The sequence below is a fragment of the Massilia sp. PWRC2 genome (genome assembly GCF_049896725.1).
Taxonomy (GTDB): domain Bacteria; phylum Pseudomonadota; class Gammaproteobacteria; order Burkholderiales; family Burkholderiaceae_D; genus JAFCUW01.
The window spans coordinates 25,740-43,187 of the sequence record NZ_JAFCUW010000011.1; the positions used below are offsets into that span (position 1 = coordinate 25,740).

At 59.4% G+C, this 17,448-nt stretch carries 14 protein-coding genes; 6 read left to right on the plus strand and 8 right to left on the minus strand.

Annotated features, from left to right (window positions below; translation table 11 throughout):
- Positions 1 to 35 precede the first annotated feature (35 nt).
- Together ACP7BZ_RS19310 and ACP7BZ_RS19315 are read right to left on the minus strand one after the other, a co-directional pair.
- A complete protein-coding gene (locus ACP7BZ_RS19310) occupies positions 36 to 2,057 on the minus strand; it encodes a hypothetical protein (RefSeq protein WP_426116155.1) in 2,022 nt (673 codons plus the stop codon).
- Between the two features lie 3 nt (positions 2,058 to 2,060).
- A complete protein-coding gene (locus ACP7BZ_RS19315; protein ID WP_426116157.1) occupies positions 2,061 to 2,516 on the minus strand; it encodes a hypothetical protein in 456 nt (151 codons plus the stop codon).
- A gap of 472 nt (positions 2,517 to 2,988) precedes the next feature.
- On the opposite strand from ACP7BZ_RS19315, the gene ACP7BZ_RS19320 reads away from it, so the two are divergent.
- From ACP7BZ_RS19320 to ACP7BZ_RS19345, 6 genes are all read left to right on the plus strand, one after another.
- Positions 2,989 to 4,278 carry a nucleotide sugar dehydrogenase gene (locus ACP7BZ_RS19320; protein WP_426116158.1) on the plus strand — a complete coding sequence of 430 codons (1,290 nt, stop codon included), beginning with the start codon at positions 2,989 to 2,991 and terminating at the stop codon, positions 4,276 to 4,278.
- 73 nt (positions 4,279 to 4,351) lie between these two features.
- The gene (locus ACP7BZ_RS19325; RefSeq protein ID WP_426116160.1) at positions 4,352 to 5,398 is read left to right on the plus strand and encodes an SDR family oxidoreductase; all 1,047 of its coding nucleotides are present in this window, start codon (positions 4,352 to 4,354) and stop codon (positions 5,396 to 5,398) included.
- An 84-nt stretch (positions 5,399 to 5,482) separates the two neighbouring features.
- Positions 5,483 to 6,883: a TIGR03013 family XrtA/PEP-CTERM system glycosyltransferase gene (locus tag ACP7BZ_RS19330; RefSeq protein WP_426116162.1), complete on the plus strand. Its 1,401-nt coding sequence runs from the start codon at positions 5,483 to 5,485 to the stop codon at positions 6,881 to 6,883.
- A 70-nt stretch (positions 6,884 to 6,953) separates the two neighbouring features.
- Positions 6,954 to 9,029, plus strand: coding sequence for an XrtA/PEP-CTERM system histidine kinase PrsK (prsK, locus tag ACP7BZ_RS19335; protein WP_426116163.1), 2,076 nt, complete (start codon positions 6,954 to 6,956; stop codon positions 9,027 to 9,029).
- A 15-nt stretch (positions 9,030 to 9,044) separates the two neighbouring features.
- The gene (prsR, locus tag ACP7BZ_RS19340) at positions 9,045 to 10,409 is read left to right on the plus strand and encodes a PEP-CTERM-box response regulator transcription factor (protein ID WP_426116165.1); all 1,365 of its coding nucleotides are present in this window, start codon (positions 9,045 to 9,047) and stop codon (positions 10,407 to 10,409) included.
- 8 nt (positions 10,410 to 10,417) lie between these two features.
- On the plus strand, positions 10,418 to 11,197 hold the full coding sequence (locus ACP7BZ_RS19345; protein ID WP_426116167.1) for a YdcF family protein: 780 nt from the start codon (positions 10,418 to 10,420) through the stop codon (positions 11,195 to 11,197).
- Here the strand turns inward: ACP7BZ_RS19345 and ACP7BZ_RS19350 are convergent.
- The 6 genes from ACP7BZ_RS19350 to ACP7BZ_RS19375 are packed head-to-tail and all read right to left on the minus strand — an operon-like array spanning position 11,194 to position 17,448.
- Positions 11,194 to 13,566, minus strand: a complete 2,373-nt coding sequence (locus ACP7BZ_RS19350; RefSeq protein ID WP_426116169.1) for a hypothetical protein — start codon at positions 13,564 to 13,566, stop codon at positions 11,194 to 11,196. The genes ACP7BZ_RS19345 and ACP7BZ_RS19350 overlap by 4 nt on opposite strands.
- Complete coding sequence (locus ACP7BZ_RS19355) at positions 13,566 to 14,198, minus strand: tetratricopeptide repeat protein (RefSeq protein WP_426116171.1); 633 nt, start codon at positions 14,196 to 14,198, stop codon at positions 13,566 to 13,568. Before ACP7BZ_RS19355 ends, ACP7BZ_RS19350 begins: the two co-directional genes overlap by 1 nt.
- A gap of 30 nt (positions 14,199 to 14,228) precedes the next feature.
- Positions 14,229 to 15,500: a glycosyltransferase gene (locus tag ACP7BZ_RS19360; RefSeq protein ID WP_426116173.1), complete on the minus strand. Its 1,272-nt coding sequence runs from the start codon at positions 15,498 to 15,500 to the stop codon at positions 14,229 to 14,231.
- A complete protein-coding gene (locus ACP7BZ_RS19365; RefSeq protein WP_426116175.1) occupies positions 15,494 to 16,354 on the minus strand; it encodes a hydrolase 1, exosortase A system-associated in 861 nt (286 codons plus the stop codon). Before ACP7BZ_RS19365 ends, ACP7BZ_RS19360 begins: the two co-directional genes overlap by 7 nt.
- The gene (locus tag ACP7BZ_RS19370) at positions 16,351 to 17,202 is read right to left on the minus strand and encodes a hydrolase 2, exosortase A system-associated (protein WP_426116177.1); all 852 of its coding nucleotides are present in this window, start codon (positions 17,200 to 17,202) and stop codon (positions 16,351 to 16,353) included. Before ACP7BZ_RS19370 ends, ACP7BZ_RS19365 begins: the two co-directional genes overlap by 4 nt.
- Entirely contained in the window at positions 17,203 to 17,448 is a 246-nt protein-coding gene (locus ACP7BZ_RS19375; protein ID WP_426116179.1) for an acyl carrier protein, read from the minus strand. It abuts the gene before it with no gap.

Sequence of the window (17,448 nt, forward strand, 5' to 3'; positions counted from 1 at the left end):
ATCGTTCAACTAATATTAAATTTTTCGAAATTAATTTATTTATGCGGAATAATGCTCCAAACCGGTGTTTGGTTGGAACTATTAACAAAATCGCTCCAGTTTGATGCTGACTTCATGCGATCGTAGGCGACTGCAGCACCGACAACTTTATTTTGAACAGCGTATGCGATCGCTGGTTGGAGATTTCCCCAGTAGCTTGATGCTTCTGGAAAATTTCCACCCTGTAGTGGACCATTTACTCCAGGATTAGAAGATCCTAGTGTCGCTTTATAGATTTCACCCCAGTTTTTGAACCAGGGGCCCTGCCCGGTTGTGAAATCAGGCGTTTCTGTCGGCGCTATAGCCATCGTATAGAGGCCCGCACTGGTATACAAAAATTCCGATGGGCTGGTACCGCCAAGGCGGCCTATAACACTCTGTGCTTTCCACGCAAAAAATTCGTTTAGGCGCGCGACAGTCACAGATGGTATGGATGAGGCCACGTCCATGGTATATCCAAACGAAGCTGTGAAAAAATCTTCCATCCACATAGATTCTGCGTAGATACCTGAGCCGGCAGCATAGTTAGAGTATGGTGCAATAAAACCAAATGGATTACTCGTTTGGGTAATATATCTGGTGTAATAAAAATCTATATTCGCTGCTATCGAATTAGAGAATTCTGCCCGTAGCGTCAAATCATCATCTGGTGTTATACACGCCGCTTGCGCAAGCGTTCTTACTGCCCAGCCAGCGCCGCGAGTGGTATTTGCGCCGACGTTCGACTGAAACACTCCAGCGCTGAATTTCCGTTCAAAATCTGTGTTTTTTAAGAAGTTCACTGTTGCAGAGAACTGAACTTCTTCCATAAAATAATATCTTCCAGTCAAAAGGTAGGCAGTAAAACCTATTGAAGGGTGGTGAGGCGAGTCCCAGGTTGCAGGCGTCGTACCCTGTGAGATAGGGGTGTATGTATTTTTGGTGGATGCGCCGGTATTTGATATTCCTACTGAACCGCCACCATTTGTCACTAAATTAGGGTAACTTGAAAATCGCAGCGGGCGTTGCGTCGTTTCATCGCGATAATGAATTCCAAACCTTCCCGCGCTAAAAGCGTTTGTGATTACGCCAGCGTAAGCACGTGCATCGTCGGTGGCGATGTAAAGCACATCCCATTCAGGTAATAATCCGATAGCAACTTGGTATCCGCCTTGACCCATTTCAGGCGAATAATTTCCCTGTTGAAACGGAGCGAACGTGTTCGGGATTGAGGCCCAAATAGTGGCGTTGCTTGGTATGACGGCACTGTAGGCCGGCACGAGACGCGTTGATTGTAAATACGACTTGTCATGTGCCGGGATAATTTGCGGATCCGTCCCTAACCAATAACTGAAGTTAGTACCGGCGATCAACACGGTGCGGCAATGATTTGGAATATCGATGGTGCGGCGAAAGCGTTCAGTCCCCCCCATTGCAAAAACATATTCGGCGTTCTTGTTGGTAGGGTTCGCAACATTGAGGTAGCCGTTTTCCACCCACGGTAGCACTTCGACGGCGCCGCCGACGAACAGCCGCACTTCCAGCCACGCCGTCAGGTGGGGATCGCTGCCAACAGCCTTGCGATAAACCCATGAGCTCATCTGTGGTCCGCTGATCCACGACTGGAAGGGAGTGTCCCAATCTGCGCCGCCCCAACTGACGGTGCCAAAACTGCCCGCGGCGATACTGGCCGTGATATTGGTCCGGCGTAGGTCTGCTGTCGTAAGAGCGGTGCCGCTGGTCGATGTACCGAGCGCCAGTTTGATTGTCTTCGCTACATTGGCCGTCAGGTCGGCGCGTCCGCTAATGGTAGCAAATTTGAGTGATCCGTCCGGCCACCAGTTTTTGCCCGTCACCTGTAGCGCGGGAATACTACCGGCGACGCTGGCGGTGGCCGGCACTTCGCCCTTGCGGAAGGCATAGCCGAGCGCAAACGGCAGGGCACTACCGCCGACGGCCGAAGTAAGTTGAAATGATGCCGCCAGAAAGGTCACCGGCTTGATGGCGACAGCGAAGGTGTTCGACGATATTTGCGCCATGATCTAGGCTCCTGTCGCAGTCAAAATGTGGCCGGTTGTATCGGCAGGCGTGCCCACGCCGTCATAGTCGAAAGAACGGTTGACTGCATTGAACGTCACGCCGGCAGGCAGGGGCATGGCATTGAGCGATAGCGAGAATGCGGCAACGTTTTCGGCGGAAATGTAGGTGGCAACGGAAAAACTTGACGGCATTCCTTCGACGAAGGCAATGTCAGGAATCGTCAGGATGATCGGCGCGGCTGGAGTGGGAGCCGGCGTGACCGGTGCCGTCGAGGTGACTGGCGGCACCACCGCTCCCGGTGCCGTCACCGGCGTGGCAGCCGTGTTCGCAGCCGCGCCACCGCCACCACAACCCTGCACCGCAATTGCAGTGGCACCTGCAGTAAGGTAGCGCATAAAAGAACGACGCGAGGTCGACTCAAGAAGCGTTGTGCAATTTGCAGCGAGAGTGGTATTCATGGCAAGTGTCTTATCAAAAATAGGTTGCGTTTTAAACATCGGTAAAAGTTGCCGTCAGGACTTAAATGTAGCTTGCCACATTTCTCGGCATATTGCTGCAAATCATTAGTAACCAGTTGCGATAAAAATTGCACCACAGAATGACGAACAACGCATTTTGTTGTCAATTCGGCGTGTACAGTTCACCACAGCCAGCTGTTGACTGAGTGCAATCAAGTTGGGAAGTGCTAACATTGCACCCTTTGCAGTCGCCGCGGAATCTGGCTCTTGTAAAATGGTGCAGACCGTCTGCCTGGGTCGATAAATGACGGTAACGGTTCAAATGATCGAAATATCTAGGATGTTCCGGCGACAACACATTGCGCGCTTGGCGTTACTTCTGGATAATCCTTAAGTTGAATGGCCAGAGTTTCTGTGGTATATTAAAAGTTAATATTATAGCAAAAATTGATTCTTGAACGGAACCTTATAAATGAAATCAGATGACATTATTGCAGTAGTGGGACTCGGTTACGTGGGGATGCCATTGGCTGTGGAATTTGGTAAAAAACGCACGACAATTGGCTTTGACTTGTCGCAAAGCAAAATTGACAGCTACAACAAATACATTGATCCCACTGGCGAGTTGAGCACCGAACAGCTGCAGTCGGCCCGTCATTTGACTGTAAGTACCGATGCTAACTCCCTGGCAAGTGCTGACTATATTGTCGTGGCCGTGCCGACGCCCGTCGATAACGCCCACAATCCCGATTTCACGCCCCTGGCCGGCGCCAGCAAGACGGTTGGCCTGCACATGAAGAAAGGCGCCATCGTCATCTTCGAGTCCACCGTGTATCCGGGCGCGACCGAAGAGGTGTGCATTCCCATTCTTGAACAGCATTCGGGTCTCACGTGGATGGTTGACTTTCACGTGGGCTTTTCACCGGAACGCATCAATCCGGGCGACAAGGAGCGCACGCTCACCACCATTACCAAGGTGGTTTCCGGTGACGACGCCGAGACCCTCGAGCTCGTTGCCGCCCTGTATGAATCGGTCGTCACCGCCGGCGTACACCGCGCCTCGAGCATCAAGGTGGCGGAGGCAGCAAAGGTGATCGAAAACACCCAGCGCGATTTGAATATCGCGCTGATGAACGAACTTGCCATCATTTTTGACAAAATCGGCATTGATACCCTTGAAGTGCTGAAGGCTGCCGGTACCAAGTGGAATTTCCTGCCGTTCCGTCCAGGCCTGGTAGGCGGCCATTGCATCGGGGTCGACCCCTACTATCTGACGCACAAAGCAGAAATGGTGGGTTACCACCCGCAAGTGATCTTGGCTGGTCGGCGCATCAATGACGGTATGGCCAAGTTCGTTGCCGAGAAGACCGTGAAATCGATGATTGCTGCCGGCTTCCACATCAAGGGCGCCAAAGTCAATGTGATTGGCCTGACCTTCAAGGAAAACTGCCCCGACCTGCGTAACTCCAAGGTCGCGGATATCGTCTTTGAACTGCGTTCTTACGGTCTCGACGTGCACGTATTCGATCCGGTTGCCTCGAGCAAGGAAGCTGAACATGAATATGGCATTTCGCTGACCGACTGGGACGCGTTGCCGGTCGCCGATGCGCTCGTCGCCGCGGTGCCGCACAAGGAAGTCATGGCGATGCCTTTGACTGCGCTGCAGGGCAAGATCAGCAAGGGTGGTTGCTTCATCGACGTCAAATCGCAGTTCGACCAGCACGCCTTGAAAGATGCCGGCTTCTCCGTCTGGCGCCTGTAATACCGCATGTCGCCGCGCCCGCTTTCCTGCGGGTGTCGGCGCTCACCAAGAAGCAATGTAATTTATGGAATCCATGACCGTGACGACATTTAGCGATCTCCAGCAGCATCTGCGTACCAATCGCTACCATTGGCTGGTGACGGGCGCTGCCGGGTTTATCGGCTCTAACCTGGTCGAAGCCCTGTTGCGGCTCAACCAGCGGGTAACCGGACTGGATAATTTTGCCACGGGGTTTCAACATAACTTCGATCAAGTGCGCGCCCTGGTGGGCGAACAGATTTGGCAGCAATTCAATTTTGTTGAAGGCGATATCCGCGTGCCCGCCGATTGCGCGCGCGCGTGCGAAGGGGTCGACTATGTGTTGCACGAGGCCGCGCTGGGTTCCGTGTCGCGTTCGATCGCCGATCCAGTGACCACCAACGACACCAATATCAGCGGCTTTTTGAACATGCTCGTCGCCAGTCGCGATGCCAAGGTCAAGCGCTTTGTGTATGCCGCCTCGAGCTCGACTTATGGTGACCATCCGACCCTGCCGAAACAGGAGGACGTCATCGGCAATCCCTTGTCGCCATATGCTGTCACCAAGTATGTCAATGAACTCTACGCCGGCGTGTTCGCCCGCACGTATGGCAGTGAAACCGTGGGTCTGCGTTACTTCAATGTGTTCGGACCGCGCCAGGATCCCCACGGTGCTTACGCCGCCGTGATTCCGCAATGGATCGCCCAGCTGATCGCCAACAAGCCCCTGCGGATTAACGGTGACGGCGAAACCAGTCGCGATTTTTGTTTTATCGATAATGTCGTGCAGGCCAACCTGCTGGCCGCGACGGCGACCGATGCAGGCGCCGTCAACCAGGTCTACAACGTCGCCCTGAACGAGCGAACCAGCTTGAACCAGTTGCACACGATGATGTGCGACTTGCTTGGTGAGCAGTTCCCCCATGTACGTCAACATCAACCTGATTACGTCGATTTTCGCGCCGGCGATGTGCGTCACTCGCAAGCCGACATCAGCAAGGCCAGCGAGCTGCTCGGCTATGCGCCAACCCATCGGATTGGCGAAGGCCTGGCACAAGCGATGACGTGGTACGTAGCCAATCTGACCGGTCAGCAGCAGTGACCGATACGAATAACGGTATCGAGCGATCGATGACTTGTCACCCTGCGCCTGCTGTAGAGGCCGGGGCAGTAATGTGAGAATGATGTGTTAAAAATATCCAATCACTACGTCTCAAAGATCGTCTTCGTCCTGCTGTTCGTGGAAGTACTGGTGCTGTTCGGCTCCGCCTATGCAGGGGCGGCGGTGCGTCTGCTCGATCCGGGTGCGCCGAAACTGGCGCATCTCGATCATTTTTTCACATCGGCCATTGCATTCACCATTGCCATTGTTTTCAGCATGAGTGCCATGGGAATGTACCGGCTCGACTTCAGTGAGGGTTTGCGCGACCCGTTTTTCCTGAAGCTGATGCCGTCATTTTTGATGGGCTTTGTGATCCTGACCCTGGTGTTCTATGTGGCGCCGGAACTGTACTTCGGCCGCGGTATCTTGTTACTGGTGTTCATGATCGCCGCGGTCGGTATTTTTTTCGCGCGCATGGTGTTTTTCAAATCGTCCGAACTGCGATTTCTGGAGACGCGTATCCTGTTCCTCGGCGGCGGTCCGCTGGCCAAAGAATGCAGCGTGCTGGCGCTGCAAAACAATAACTATCACCGTTATGTCATTGCCGGCTTCATTCCCGCTTCCACCGAAGAGCTGTGCGTGCCTGCCGATCAGTTGCTGACCGTGCGTGATGGCGATTCTCTGGTATCACTTGCGCAACAATACAATGTCGAGGAAATCGTCGTGTCGGTGCAAAACCGTCGCGGTGGTTTTCCCATCAAACAGCTGCTTGACTGCAAACTGCAGGGCTTGAAGGTGACCGATGCGGCCACTTTCTTTGAACGCGAGACGTGCCAGATCCGGGTCGATTCGCTGCAGCCAAGCTGGCTGGTGTTTGGCGGCGGCTTCGACCAGAGCTTTATTCGGACCTTCATGAAGCGCGGCTTCGACCTGATTTGCAGCGCCATTATTTTGGTGCTGTCGCTGCCGGTCATGATGCTGACGGCGCTGCTCATCTTTCTGGAAGATGGTTCGCCCGTGTTTTATTCGCAAGAACGGGTCGGCCTGGACGGTAAAAGTTTCAAGGTCATGAAATTTCGCAGCATGCGCAATGACGCTGAGAAAAGCGGGAAACCGCAGTGGGCCGCAAAAAATGATCCACGCGTGACCCGCATCGGCAATTTTATCCGGCGCGTGCGCATCGACGAGTTGCCGCAGGTGTTCAACGTATTCAAAGGCGAAATGTCGTTTGTCGGCCCACGCCCCGAGCGGCCCTATTTTGTCGAGCAACTGATTGAAGTGGTACCGTACTACAACGTGCGGCATAGTATCAAACCGGGCATTACCGGTTGGGCCCAGGTGCGGTATGGCTATGGCTCGTCAGCGGAGGACGCCCTCCAAAAGCTGCAATATGACCTGTACTACGTAAAAAATAACAGCTTGTTCCTCGACGTGTTGGTGCTGATCGATACGCTCAAGGTGGTCTTGTTCCGTAGCGGCCGCTGACTCCACACGCGCCCTTGTTGCACGGCGCGCACGCCGCCTTGTGCGCTGCTGACATATCGGATGGTGCATTTTGATCACTATTGCCAGTTCCAGTTATTTGATTGCCGCTGCGGCGTTCCTGCTGCTCGGCGTGCTGTTGCTCACCAGCTGGCGCGGGCGATCGCACGGCCGTGCCCTGACCTTCGCCGCGGCCGTGACGGTCGTTTCCAGTGTCGTGCTGGCGATGGGGTGGGCGGACGTACCGGAGTGGGCTGCCGCCGCTGAATTTGCCGAAATCGCCCGCAATGGCGTGTGGACGCTGTTTCTGATGTTGCTGGTCGGACCAGTCCGTTCGGCTGACAGCCGCCTGCCGTTTGGGGTACGGCCGTCGATCTTGCTGGTGCTGGTGTTTTATCTGATCTTGCTGGTGGCCGCCGCTGGCGGTGCGCTGTCCTTTCAGCACCTGGTGGGCAACGGCTTGACCCTCCGTCTGACAGTAAGGGTCGGACTGGCAGTGCTTGGCATGCTGCTGGTCGAGCAGCTCTACCGTAACAAGCCGGAAAACGAGCGCTGGGCGATCAAGTTCGCCTGTCTTGGTATCGGCGCCATGTTTGCCTACGATTTTTATATGTATAGCGATGCCATGCTATTTCATAAAATCGACGCCGAAATCTGGGCCGCACGCGGCCTTGCCCACGCTCTCACGGTGCCATTGATCGCGCTGTCGGTGGCGCGCAGCGCTTCCTGGGCAGTCGAGCTGGCAGTATCGCGGCGGGTCATGTTTCATTCCGCCGCCCTGTTCGGCTCCGCGCTGTACCTGCTGGCCATGGGCTCGGCTGGTTATTACTTGAAATACTTTGGCGGTTCGCTCGGTTCGGTGATGCAGGTGGTGTTCTTGTTCGTCACCCTGGCCTTGCTGGTCGGCGTGCTGTTTTCCGGCAGCTTCCGGGCATGGCTGCGAGTTTTCATCAGCAAGCATTTTTACAGCTACAACTACGACTACCGCGAGGAATGGTTGCGCTTTACGGCGACCTTGTCCAAGCCCGGTCCCGGACTAGGCGAGCGCGCCATCAAGGCGGTCGCCACGCTGGTGGAAAGTCCCAGCGGTCTGATGTGGATACGCAGCGAGAGCGGCCAGTTCGAACCGGCCGCCAATTGGCACATCGGCGCGGCCAGTGTCATTGAGCCGGTCGATTCGCCGTTCAGCCTGTATATGCAGGAAAAAAAATGGGTGATTGACCTGGCAGAACTCGCCGTTGACCCTGCCAAGTATGACCATGTTGTGCTGCCGCCATGGTTACGCGAGGTTCCGCGCGGCTGGCTGGTGGTGCCCCTGATGATGCATGCCCAGTTATTCGGTTTTATATTGCTGACCCAACCGCGTAGTCGGATCAGCCTCAACTGGGAAGTGATTGACCTGCTCAAAATTGCCGGCAGCCAGGCCGCCAGTTATCTGGCACAAAACAGCGCCGCCAATGCGCTGATGGTGGCGCGCCAGTTTGAGTCGTTCAACCGGATGTCGACCTTCGTTGTGCACGATCTGAAAAACCTGGTGTTGCAACTGTCGCTGTTGCTGTCGAATGCAGAACGGCATAAACATAATCCGGCGTTTCAGGACGATATGCTGGAAACCATCGATTTTTCGGTGCAAAAAATGAAGCTGCTACTGCAAAAATTGAGCCGCTCCGCCACCCCCGAGCGCGCACGCGCCCTGTCGATCGACGCCATCGTGCGCCAGGCCGTGGCACTGAAGATGGCGTTCGATCCTCATCCGGTGATGAATATTCGCGATCCGGGTCTGTTGATTATGGCCGACGGCGAGCGGCTCGAGCGCGTGGTGGGGCACTTGATCCAGAACGCCATCGAGGCGACCAGCAAGGACGGCCGCGTCGATATTGAGGTATTGCGCAATGGCCAGGCGGCCATTATCCGCATCAGCGATACGGGCGAGGGCATGAGCGAAGACTTTATTCGCGAGCGCCTGTTCAAACCGTTCGAATCGACCAAGTCGGCCGGTATGGGCATCGGCGTATTTGAAAGCCAGGAATATATCCACGAACTTGGCGGTGCACTCGAGGTAAGCAGCGTGCCGCAGCAAGGTTCGATTTTCACCATCACGCTACCGCTGTTCGATCACGACAGCGTTGCCGTTCAACATGCTGCTTGATCAGCGAGGATTGCTGTGACCCAAATTAAACCCAAACTGCTCATCGTCGAGGACGATCCCGGACTGCAAAAGCAGTTGCGCTGGAGCTTTGATGCCTATGATGTGGTGGTCGCCGGCGACCGTGAGGCGGCGCTGGCGCAAATCCGCCGCCACGAACCGGCGGTTGTCACCCTCGACCTGGGCTTGCCGCCAGATCCCGATGGCGCCAGCGAGGGCCTGGCGACGCTGCAGCAGATTCTGGCGCTGGCGCCGGACACCCGCGTCATCATGTTAACCGGCAACCAGGAACGCGGCAACGCGGTCAAGGCGATCAATCTGGGTGCCTACGATTTTCATCAGAAACCTTGCGATCCGGAAGTGCTTGGCATGGTGATCGAGCGGGCATTTTTTATCAATGCGCTGCAAAAGGAAAACCGTCGCATGCAGCAGTCGCAAGCCGATTCGCCGCTGTCCGGGGTGATTTCGCGCGACGCCGGCATGCAAAAGGTTTGCCGCAATATCGAAAAAGTGGCGCCCACCTCCGCTTCCGTGATGATCCTGGGCGAATCGGGTACCGGCAAGGAAGTGCTGGCGCGGGCGCTGCACGCCCTCAGTCCGCGCGCGGCTAACCGGTTCATGGCAATTAACTGCGCGGCCATTCCGGAAAACCTGCTTGAAAGTGAATTGTTTGGCTACGAAAAAGGCGCGTTCACTGGCGCAGCCAAGCAAACCAAGGGCAAGGTCGAATTGGCCCACGGCGGCACATTTTTTCTCGACGAGGTGGGCGATTTGCCGATGGCGCTGCAATCGAAATTGCTGCGCTTTTTGCAGGAGCGCGTCATTGAGCGTGTCGGCGGCCACGAGGAAATCGCCGTCGATGTGCGCATCGTGTGCGCCACGCACCAGAAATTAAAGGATTTGACGGTCAGCGGGCGCTTCCGCGAAGACTTGTATTACCGCCTGTCCGAAATCGTCGTCACCATCCCGCCGCTGCGCGACCGGATCGGCGATGCCACCCTGCTGGCGCACTTTTTTAAGAACAAGTTTTGTACCCAGGAAGGCCGCGCTGCCTTGATGTTCAGTAATGAGGCACTGGGCGCCATCGAATTACACCGCTGGCCGGGCAATGTGCGGGAGATGGAAAACTGCATCAAGCGGGCCGTTATCATGACCGACGGCCAGTACATCGCGGCCGATGACCTGGGCCTCTCGCCGGCGACCGGCGACGATGAGACACCGCTGAATCTGCGCCAGGTCCGCGATGAGGCCGAGTACGGCGCCATCGTCAAAGCGCTGGCGCGGGTCGATGGGAATATCGTCAAGGCCTCGGAACTGCTGGGAATTAGCCGCCCCACCATGTACGACCTGCTGAACCGGCACGGTATCAAGTCAGCGGCCTGAGCCTGATTTTGAGTATCGCCGAGCTGGCCGCAGCGGCCGTCAAGCTGTGCGTGCTGCCACCGGCCGGCATGTTGCTGTTGTATGGGCTAGGCCTGTTGCTGCGTCGCTGGCGGCCGCGCCTGTCTGCCTGGCTGCGCCACGGTGCGGTTGCCATGTTGTACTTCCTGGCGACCGGCGTTGCTTCATGGTTGCTGGTGCACCCCCTCGAGCAGCTCGAACCCGTGCTGCGCGCGCCCACAGCGAACTCAGCCGGTGCCATCGTGGTGTTGTCGGCCAGCCGGATTCGCAGTAGCCCGGAGTATGGTGGTCGCACCATTCCCGATTTCATTGCATTGACGCGAATGAACTATGCGGCCCTGCTGGCGCGCCAAACCGGCTTGCCATTGCTGGTCACCGGTGGCGTGCTGTCGACCCGTGCCGATGACGAGGCGCTGGCCACGGCCATGCAGCGCGTTTTTGAACATCATTATGGCTTGCCGGTCCGCTGGAGCGAGACGGTGTCGCGCACGACGGCGGAAAACGCGCTGTATTCGGCGCGCCTGCTACGCGCTGCCGGAATTACCCGGATCGTCCTGGTGACCGACGCCATGCACATGCGGCGCGCCCGCCTGGCCTTTGAGCGCGAAGGCATGCAAGTGATTCCGGCCCCGACAATGTATGCGGAAACCGGCAATTTCAACCCCTTGCGCTGGTTCCCGACGGCTGAAAATGTGCGCCGCACGCACTACGCCTTGTATGAGTGGCTGGGCCTGGCACTCTACAGTTTGCCCCAGCGCCACCCGCGCTAGGCGATAGCGCGGCGTAGCGGCGCTGCGCGCAAACCGGCGGCCCAGGCGACCAGCAGAAACATCAAGGTCAGGCGCGGCACATCAAACAGGCTGTCGAACAGGCCGGTCAGTAAGAAGCTGCCCAGGGCTGCCAGATATACCGCCGCTTGCGCCTCGCCTTCGCTGCAGCGCATCAGCAAGTCGCCAGCCAGATACAGCACGAACATCAACAGGATGGCAGTACCTGCCCAACCCTGTTCGAACACGCTGTTGACGGCGACGTTCTTGATATGCCACGGAAAGTGATTGCGGTCGCTGCTGAAAAACCAGCCGGTATTGGCTTCTGCAAAGTCGCCATTACGCAATAACTCCTTGCCAGTGGCGGCATCGCGCAAACTCAAACGGGTCAGCGTCACGCTGGAAGCGGCACCGTCGGCCGACAGTTCCAGTTGGACGGGGGGCGCTAGCCAGCCGGAAAAACCGAGCTCGGTGGCGATGATGGTGCTGTCGATGTGTTGCCAGCTATCGGCGGCTGCGGTCAGCTTGGCCGGTATCGGCACGCAATGCTGCGGATACAGCATCCAGCGCTCGCACACGGCCACTGCCAGGGTGCCGCCGTTGCCGTGGCGCTTGACGTCGGCTTCGAAACGATACGCGCGGCCGTGTTCGAGCGGCACGTGCTGCAGCATGCGGATCACCTCGCCATAGCCGGCACTGTACTGGGGGGCCCCCAGTTCGAGCGCTGGATGGCCGTCGGCCCGGGTGTAGCGCAGGGTCGACGGCAGTTCGCCGTGGGTATTGTGCCAGGCGTACACCTCGGGATAGCGCCCCAGACCCATGCCGAACACGGTGGTCGTCAGGCTGTTGTCCATCATGTCCAGTGCTTCGCTCCAGTGCCGCAGGCGGACGTCGAGGTCGGCGCTGGTAGTCGCCCAGCGGCTGCCCAGATAGTAGCTGGAGGTAATCGGGATGATGGTGGCGAAACCGATCACGCAGACCAGCGCCGCCATCAGGCCACGCTGGTCCAGCCGCACTGGCTGGGCTGGCAGCAGCCGCGCGGTGGCCAGCAGAATCGCTGCCCACGCTACCACCAGCGCCCCGTCCATTCGCGCAGCGCTTCCGCCCCAGTGCTGGCCGACCAGGACCGCCGCCAGCGCGATGGCGGGCAGGGCGGCGGCGGCGACCGTGGTACCGAGCGCGCTGCGGCGTGATCCGCTGTTGAGCATGGCTGCGGCGCCGGCAGCGAAACAGGCGGCCGCGCCGATAAAGGCAATATAGGCGCCCTTGTCGAAGGCGTTGGTGATGCCCAGTGTCAGCCCACACAGGCCGAGCGCAAGCGCCGCGCATGGCAGGCGATGGCGCAGACGCTGGGGCGCACCGGCCAGTACGAAGGCGGCGCCCAGCACGATCAGGGCGCAGGCCAGCAGGCGATAGCCACCCGACTCGAAAGCGCGGTGCAGCGCCAGCGCCGTCACTGCCAGCAGCACGATACCGGCAACGATGGCGCCGCCACCAAAGCGACCCTGGCGGGCGCCGCGGCTGAGCAGGAACACGGTCAAAATGGCCGCAGTCAAGCCATAGGCCAGATAAATATCGCGCGAAAACAGCGACAGGCCGGCAAAGCAGCCCAGCAGAAAGAGCAGGGCCGCGATGCTGCGTTGCACCGTGGTGCGTGCAAGTACGAGACTTCCGGCAACAAAGGGGAAACTCAGCGCCAGGTAGGCGTCGAGAGCGGCACCACCCGTGTGCATGGCCGAAAACGGTGCGGTAGGCCGGTAGTCGCTGGCGAAGTTCAATAGTCCAGGAAACACCAGGCGCTCCCAGATCACCGCGCACGCGGTCAGGCCCAAGCCGATCAACATGCCAGGCAGCAGGTAGCGGCGCAGGCCGTCGAGATCGGGGCCGGCGCTGTCGCGCAGCAAGGGCAGCAGGATCAACGCCCACCAGGTGCCTTTGGCCACCCGCACACTGTTGTACGGGCTGGCATAGGTAGCGAAGGCGGTGGCGTCGGCCGGCACCAAGGGCAGCAGGCCAATGATTGCGCTGATCGTCGTACACAGCGCCAGCAGCGCAATCAATACCTTGAACATGGGCGGCAAGACGGCCGCGCGGCTGGCACCCCCCAGGCGGGCGTAGCCGATGGCAGCGGTGGCCAGCAACAGCAGATCGAGTTCATCAAGAAAAAACCAGCCGGTCCACGGCGCCAGATCGAGTACCGGCAGTAGAGCAGGCACGGCCATCAGCCAGGCATGGCGGCGCCACCAGAGCAACAAGGCATAGGCGGCCATCGCCGCTGCCAGCGCATACTTAGGTAACGGAAATACCCAAGCGGCTGCCAGCAGACCTGCCAGCAGCAGCAGCGCGATCAGTTTGCAGGTGACCCGGTACATCAGGGCGCCGGCTCATCCCATTTGCCCACGGCGAGCAATTTGGTCTTCAGGCCGGGCAGGGGAAATCCCTGCTGGTAGGCTTTTTTTGCATGGATCAGGGCGTTGTCGTAGTCTTTCTTGTTGAAATATGCCAGGCCAAGGTTGTAATTGACGGCGGCATTGTCTGGATCGAGGTCGGCAGCCTGGCGAAACATCTGGAAGGCTTTTTCCGTCTTGCCCTGGGAATACAAGAAACTGCCATAGGCGGCGCGCACACTGCCGTCGTCGGGCGCGAAGCGGATGGCGCGATCGAAATAGCACTCAACCGGATACTTGGCCCCCGGTACCATGATGACTTTGCCGTTGGCCGACAGCCGCCCCATTGTCGCCAGTGCGCGGTGGTGATTGGGAATGGCGCGCAGCGTGTAGTCGAGGTCGCCCCCGATGGTGCTCGACGATCCCCGTATGCCGTTCTCCACATCGGCAGTGAAGTGGGCGCTTTCAACCAGCAAGAAGCTGTCGGCGTTGGCACTGCGCTGGCGGTAGTCGAACGGGCCGTACGCATTTTTCAGTTCGCCGCAAAAATTGGCGGCGCTGACGTTGCCTGCCGCTGTCAGGGCCAGCAGCGCGCCCAGATACCACATGCTTTTCATTGTTGCTCCTAGAGTTGGATGACGCGCGTGTTAATGGCGCCCGCCTCGTGTGGCGCTGCCGGCGACGACGTCGAGCAGTGCTGCCAGCACACCAGTGCGGGCCTGGCGCGAATTGGCGGCGACCTGCTGGGCCGACGCCAGTGGCGCCTGCCCGGCCGCCGCCAGCGCCAGAAAACGCCGTAACGCCTCGATGATGGCAGGTTTTTGATCGAGCGGGGCAATGGTGTCGATGCCGGCCTTGCGCAGCGTGGTCGCGGTATCGCCGATGGGATCGGTGAGCGCCAAGATGGGGCGCTGCGCACGCAGGTATTCGTACAGCTTGGCCGGCACCTGATGGTTGCAATTGGACGCTTGCAATATCAAAAGGCCGCCGGCGCCCAGCATTTCGGCCAGCGCTTCACGGTAGGACACGTGTGGCGCCAGGGTGACCAGGTCGCCGATGCCGCAACGGCCAATCAACTCGGCCAGATAGGCGTCGTGACCGGTGGCGCGCAGCACCATGTTGAAATTGTCGGCGTCGATGACGCCATCGGCCTTCAATTGCGCCAGCGCCTCGAACAGGGGAATTGGGTCGCGTTCGGAGGGGTAGATCACACCGCTGTGCACCAGCATAAAGCGCTGATGGGGCGTTGCCGGCTGTGCCGCCACGGCCTGCTCGGCCTGGCTAAAATTTTCTTCATCGAAGCCGTTTTCCAGCAGCACAAAGCGCTCCGCTGGAATGTCCGGGAAACGCCGGTGATAGGTGGCGATGGCGCCCGGCGTGGTGCACACTGCGCGCTGGCAGTGGTAGACCGTTTGCCGCTCGATCCACAGGTAAGCGCGGCGGGTCAGCGGGTTGGACGGATAGCCTTCATCGGTCATCGGATCGCGCAGGTCAGCCACCCAGGCAATCCCCGTCAGCCGGTGCAACGCCAGGCCGATCAGGTGGGCCGTGGCGATCGGATAGGTCGACCAGATTACTTGCGGCCGGTGGCGACGGATCATGCCCAGACCGGCTGGCACAGCGCCCAGCAGCCAGGTGACCCAGCGGTCAGGCAGCGCCAGCCAGCCTGGATAGCGGCCCTTGTAAGCGAGGTGACGCGAGGTGTCGAGGGCGAAGGCGCGCTGGACGACCGTGTCGGCGGGAATGTCGCGTAACTGGTCATCGCCGCTTTGCGCATATGCGCGCGGATGGGCCGACAACACCAGCGGCTGCCAGCCGAATTGGGGCAGGTACTGGGCAAACTTGAGCGTACGCTGGATGCCGCTGCTGCCACGCAGGGGGGGGAAGTGAAAGGCAATCATTAAAACGCGTTTTACCATGAGGTGATCCATTGGCTGGTCCATGTTGCAACCTGATCACGCCAGGCACGGCGCGAGAAAGTGTGGTCGGCTTCGGCAAAATCCTGGCGGCGGACGGTGCTGCCACCCAGCGCCCGCTGCCACGCCGGCGATGCGCCAACCAGATCGGTGAATTCCTGCGCCGTCAGGTCACGCCCGCTGAGAATGAGCAATACCTGTCCCTGGAAGGCAGACAGGCCGTCGAGCATGCGCTCCGGCAGGGTGCCGGCGGCAGCGGTAGCGGCCCCATCTGACCCAGTGGCAGCGCCGCCGCCGACGGCTTTGGCAAGCACACTGCCCAGCGAGCGCAACGCACCGCCCAGCTCGAATTTGCCGCTGGCAATTTTTTTCCACAGCGCCGGCTGCAGCAGGCGATCGCGATAATAATGCTTGAGGATGGCTTTCGCTTCGCCACCGCTGGTGCGCACCCACGGATTGAGCAGTACCAGGCCGCGCACGCGGGCATCGGCGCTGGCATAGAACAGGGCCGCAGAGGCGGCATCACACAGGCCCCAGATGACAACGTCACGCACGCCGGGCACGCTGGAAAACAGGCAATCGACGGCGGCGCGCAAGTCCTCATTGACCGACTCGAAGCTGCGCGCTTCGCCACCGCTGTCGCCCATGCCGCGGTAATCGAAGCGCAGGCTGGCAATACCGTCGGCGGCCAGGCTGCGCGCCAGCAGGGTGAACTGGCGATGACTGCCGGCACGGTACTGCGGACCGCCGACGACGATCAGCACGGCGCGCGTGGCAGGCTCGGCGGGAAGACTGGCGATACCGATCAGTGATTCGCCCTGGCAGCCAAATACCACGGCCTGTTCGCTGTAGTTCATGGAAACATCCCGTTGAGTACGGATTGGGTGGCGTCGAGCAGCGCCGGCGCTTCGGCGATCTCCTGGCTGGCCCAGAACGATGGCGCCAGCACGCTGTGCATGGTCAGCGCGACAGCCCCGGCTTGCCATGCAGCGCTCACTTTGAGCGCTGCCGGTGGGGTCGGCCGACCTGCGGTCGCGGCAGTTTCAAACCAGTGCACGGGGCCGTGGCGAAACGCCAGGCCAGTCGCTTCGTTCGCCTCGAGCGCGTCGGCCAGCGCCGGCGCCAGATCGTAGCCGGCTACTTCCAGCAACTGGCCGGACTTCAAAGTGTCGCGCAGGGCCTTGGTGCCACCGCTGTTGGGCTGCTCGCTCGACATCATGTCGTTGGCCACCCGCAGGCGGAGAAACTGGTTGAGGAAGGTGGCGCCGCTGGTCACGGGCTGCCACAACAGTAGCGCCGCCGGTGCGCTGTCGCTGCTGCTGGTGCTGGCATGGGCCAGTGCCAGCAGCGCGCCCAGGCGCAGGCCCCACAGCACTTGTGGCGCCGGACAGTGTTGCTGCAGCCAGCGGCGCGCCGCGGCGATATCGTCGAGCCAGATGTTCCAGCGCGCATCGGCAAAGTCGCCGCTGCTGTCGCCGCAGCCATACAAATCGAGCAGCAGCACGCCGAAACCGCTGGCGGCCAGTGCCCGCGCCTGCAGCGCCGCCATGCGCCGGCTCTTGTTCATCTCTTCGCCGAACGGCGCGATGTACAGTAGCGCGGCGCGCGGGGTGCCAGCGGGCGCGTAAAACAGGCAGAAGCGTTGATCCGGCACCGTTTGCAGGAACAGGGCCTGCGGCGCGGGCGCAGCGGTCGACAGCGCCATTTATGCGGTTTTTTGCTCGACGAACGCCGTCAGGCTGCCCAGCGTCTCGAAGGTAGCGGCGCTGATTTCGTCATCGTCGACGACGATGCCGAACTGGTCTTCGAGCGCAGTGATCAGGTTGACCACCGCCATTGAGTCGAGTTCGGGAATGCTGCCCAGCAGGGGCGATTCCGGTGTGAGGGCGTCGGCGGCGGCGCCGAGGCTCAGTACGTCCGCCAGGATGGCTTTAACTTGTTGCAGATACAT